Annotated in this window: 4 protein-coding genes; all 4 read right to left on the reverse strand. The window is 63.4% G+C overall.

Annotated elements, in window-relative coordinates:
• Window positions 1–167: 167 nt before the first annotated feature.
• The 4 genes from ACLRGI_RS20310 to ACLRGI_RS20325 all read right to left on the reverse strand — a co-directional run bounded on the left by ACLRGI_RS20310 (window position 168) and on the right by ACLRGI_RS20325 (window position 3,671).
• Window positions 168–389, reverse strand: a complete 222-nt coding sequence (locus ACLRGI_RS20310) for a hypothetical protein (protein WP_419203267.1) — start codon at window positions 387–389, stop codon at window positions 168–170.
• Between the two features lie 156 nt (window positions 390–545).
• Entirely contained in the window at window positions 546–1,949 is a 1,404-nt protein-coding gene (locus ACLRGI_RS20315; protein WP_419203269.1) for a site-specific integrase, read from the reverse strand.
• A 317-nt stretch (window positions 1,950–2,266) separates the two neighbouring features.
• On the reverse strand, window positions 2,267–2,569 hold the full coding sequence (locus ACLRGI_RS20320; protein ID WP_419203270.1) for a helix-turn-helix domain-containing protein: 303 nt from the start codon (window positions 2,567–2,569) through the stop codon (window positions 2,267–2,269).
• A gap of 22 nt (window positions 2,570–2,591) precedes the next feature.
• On the reverse strand, window positions 2,592–3,671 hold the full coding sequence (locus ACLRGI_RS20325; RefSeq protein ID WP_419203271.1) for a tyrosine-type recombinase/integrase: 1,080 nt from the start codon (window positions 3,669–3,671) through the stop codon (window positions 2,592–2,594).
• Window positions 3,672–3,906 lie beyond the last annotated feature (235 nt).

Consider the following 3,906-nt stretch of genomic DNA (forward strand, 5'->3'; position numbering starts at 1 on the left):
TGTTTCCCGTGGGTTCAGCAAAGCTGAAGGGTCTTCCGCTGGGAACTCAAGTGGCAGCATCTCAGCATAACGGGCAGAAAACCTTGGGTTTGGGATGGTCGCGGACGGTAGAGGTCACGGCTCAGCCCGTGCGAGCACGGCTGACGCACCTCGTCGTGTTCACGGCGCTAGGGCCCTTCCACTCTCTCGAGCTCTGCCCAGAGGGGGTCGAGGCCGCGTTCCTTCAGGAAGTCTTCGATGAAGCCGAACTCTGTCGCGCTGAGTTCGGCTCCGACATCCCACGTCGAATCGCACTCATCGCAGAGTTGCAGGACTTCACCGGTGGCTTTCACGCGGTAAGTCTCGACGCGGCCCTGCTCACACATCGGGCAGACAACGTAGACGCTCATAGGGGCAGCGGAGCACTGACAAGCGGGCTCGTGCCATGTGAAGCAACCATCGTGACCCTGATTTTGTCGGTAATACCGAATCGCTTTCCCATTGAAACAAGATACGTGTTGGCGCGCGACCTACCAATTGGGGCCAAGCCCTGTGGCATGACAGGTTCAACGGTTACGGAGGTCCGTGTGTTCCAGCACGGCGGAGTAGCGGGCCGCTCCGGGAATGCTGAGCCCGAACATGTCGCAGAGCCGTCGGATGTCGCCCCCGTTGGCGAGCAGTTCGTGGAGGATCCGGTCCTCGCGGATTTCCTGGACGGTCATGCCCATGGACGTGTTGATCCATGCAATGCCAACGGAGGAGTAGTCCAAGGCTGTGCGTCGGCTGATGAACAGATGAGGGTTGGTCGTCTTGGGCCATCTTTTTTCACGGTAGGCCAGCCATGCGGCCAGTCGGTCCCGGACGGGTTGAGCGAGCGGGATGACCCGTTGGTCTACGTGCAGTCGACCGTCGTGGATGTCAGTCAGTTGGAGCTTGCGCACTTGACCGGACCGGAGTCCGTGGAAAGCGACAATAGCTGTGACTGCTGCGCGGGCTGGGTCCGTGGAGTTGATGGCCTCACGCAGCGCGGATGCGGGCAGAGGCATAGGTTGGCGGGTCTCGTGGGTGCCGGTGCGTATCGACCCGATGGGGTTGAAGAAGATGACCCGGTGGGCCTTGAGGACCCGGAACAAGCATCGCAGTCCTTGCCCCATGGTGGCGCGCGGATTGCCGGAGCCGGGAAGGACTTCTCTAACGTCGTCTGTGGTGATTTCGCGGAGGGTGGTGTGTCCGGCCGCTGCCCAAGCGTTGAGGGCAAGGAGCGACCACCGCAGGTACAAGCGGATGGTCTGCTCCGACCGGGGTTTACTGCGCGGTGGAGTCATGCTGCCGTGGGTCATGACCACGTACCAACGGCCCAGCTCGTGGCGCATTTGTTCGGGAAGCCCCGCGACGGCGGTGCTGAACCACTTGTCGACGGCCGGTTCACGGTCGTCCTCGAGCAGCCCGGCCGCATGGCAAACCTCCAGCAACCGCACTGTGTTCGTTCCAACTGGCTGCAGTTCAAGAATGTCGGTGGCGCGCAGAGGCGCCCCCGGAGTGTCCTGCAGGCCAAGGGCGACGGCAAGTCCGCGGCGGACGATTTTGGTCGCTGTCAGGCTCCACCCGTGCTTTTCCGCGTAGTCGAGGACGAACGCGTCCAGGAAGGCGCCCATCACAGGGTCGGGCGGGGCCGGGAAACCGAAGATGCGTCCTCGCTCCAGATCGCGTGCCGGTGCGGGAAAGAGCACCAGCTGGCGGTGGGCCACGGGCGTGAACCCCAAGGCCGGTCCAGCCAGTGGTTGTTGCGTGCGGTGCCGTCGCGTGCCGCGTCGTTGTCCTGCGCTGGCATGGCGGAGGTTGGCGATGAAGAGTTGCTGGCCGAAGCGGTTGGCCTCGAGCAGATCGGCCCCGCCTTTCCGGCCTCCAGCGGCGAGGAACTGATGCCAGCAGAGCCTGCAGCCCTGATCGTCATTAACCGCAGCGTTCACGCCGCATGCCTTGCAGGTTCCTTGGGCGTACTTCGTTCGCCAGGCTTTGCAGGCCTCGCAGAGCCAAGCGTGGATCCTGCCCACGCCCCAGGACTGGCAGTCCCGACACGCGGCCACGGGCTGAGGTGCGCTGCGGTGGCATTGATCGCACAGCCCTGCCGAGTAGTACCCCTCGGTTCGTCCGCATCGTCGACAGGGCGGCGGCACGAAGGGCCCGCCGGGCATGCAGTCGTAGCAGAACTTCGTCCGGCGCGGGTAGCTCCAGGCGACTGGCCGCTGGTCACAGACACTGCACTGGCGGGGGCGGCTGGCCCCTCTCATACCGGTGGCTTGGAACGGTTGCGACCGAGCCGTGGGACCACGGACGGGACGGCACCGCCTGAGGATGCTTCGGCCAGTTTCGGCCGGGCAGCGGCTACCTTCTCTGGCTCGCAGATCAGCAGCTCCGTGGGGGAGCAGTTCAGCACGGCGCAGATGACGTCCAGGTCTTCGAGCCGGATAGTGGTCGGTGTTCCGGTCCAGAGGCCGGACATCTTGCCAGTGCTGATCTCCAGTCCGGCGTCGGCAAGCCGACGCCGGAGCTCGGTCGATTTCCAGATTCCTCGCTCCGCGGCGACCATTCGTAGGTTCCAACGCATCTTGTCACTCTCCTGTCAGCCGGGCAGCCAGACGTTCGTTTGCGACCGCCCAGGCATGGTCGATGTGGTCCGCATGGACGTGGATATAGCGGGTGGTGGTCGAGAGCCATTCGTGTCCGAGCAGTTCCTGGACGGCTTTCAAGTCCAGGCCCCGAGCATAGAGGGACGACGCACAGTAGTGCCGCAGTCCGTGCGGACTGAGTCGTCCCTGCCACGCCGGCAGCCAACGCTCGACCGCGCTGGCAAGCCCGGCCCGGAGCGCGTCATCACCGACCCGGGCGCAGCCACCGGTGTGTTGGTCGCGCCGCTCGCTCGGGAACAGGGGCGCGTCCGGATCCAGATAGTCATCACCAAACTGATGGCGCACGTCCGTCAGCCACCACTGCAGCAACGAATCAACGGAGTTGATCGCCGGAACCAGCCGAGGTTTGGCACCACGGCCGCGGCTGCCCTTCCCGAACCGCACGTGGATTTTGCCGTGCTCCCCGAGATCGGGGCGCCAGTCCTTGATGTCGAGCATAAGGGTCTCGTTGATCCGCAACCCGGCGCGGCGCCACAACGACGCGGCCAGATAGTCGCGGGCTGCCGGCAGATACTTCCTGGCCTCGGGCAGGGCATCACGCCAGTTAGCGAACAGTGTCTCTATTTCCGGGTCGCTGGGCGGGATCCGGGCGGCAACGAATGCCGAGCTGGAGGGCCGGTTGAATTCGTCGATCGGCTGCAGGACCACGTAGCCAGTGAGCGCATGGATATCTCCCTGGTATCGGGCGATCAGGAAGTCGAAGAACCTGGCCAAAGTACCGGCTTTGCTTTCCCTCGTGGACCGCGCCTGCCGGCGTTCATGACGCAGATGGGCAAGAAACCGGTCAGCGTCCGAAGGCGACGCTGTCCACAAGTACTGGCCGAGGAATCGGGCGAACTCAAAGATCACCGAGCGCTCAGTCCTGACGAACCGGTCAGTCACTCCCGCCCCGATTTGGGCGAGCAGGAATTGATCTACGAGTTCTTGCTCGAAGTCTTCCTCGTCCTGCTCGGAACGCAACGCCTGGCTGAACCCGATGGAACGAACCGCAGCAAGCACCATCACGCACACCCGGGTTCAGCAATATTCCGCACTGATCATGAATATCACAGAAGCTTCAGGAATCATGAAAATATTTCAGACATCAACATCGGAGGCAAAATGAGCAGTTATGGTGATTATCCGCGCGGAACAGGGGTCCCGCGTCTCGGAAGGAACTCACGGGATTCGAGACAGCGAAAGTCAACCGCACCCAGCGCAGCACCGCCCAGGGGGGACAAGGAGCTGGTGGGTTCGG

Origin of the sequence: Paenarthrobacter sp. PPS72 (assembly GCF_048537125.1) — a bacterium.
In the GTDB taxonomy this organism is placed as follows: Bacteria; Actinomycetota; Actinomycetes; order Actinomycetales; family Micrococcaceae; genus Arthrobacter; species Arthrobacter nitroguajacolicus_E.

Excerpts from the sequence above, each read along its gene's own strand:
- ACLRGI_RS20310 (WP_419203267.1), bottom strand. The coding sequence starts at position 389 with ATGAGCGTCTACGTTGTCTGCCCGATGTGTGAGCAGGGCCGCGTCGAG.
- ACLRGI_RS20320 (WP_419203270.1), bottom strand. The coding sequence starts at position 2,569 with ATGGTCGCCGCGGAGCGAGGAATCTGGAAATCGACCGAGCTCCGGCGT.
- ACLRGI_RS20325 (WP_419203271.1), bottom strand. The coding sequence starts at position 3,671 with ATGGTGCTTGCTGCGGTTCGTTCCATCGGGTTCAGCCAGGCGTTGCGT.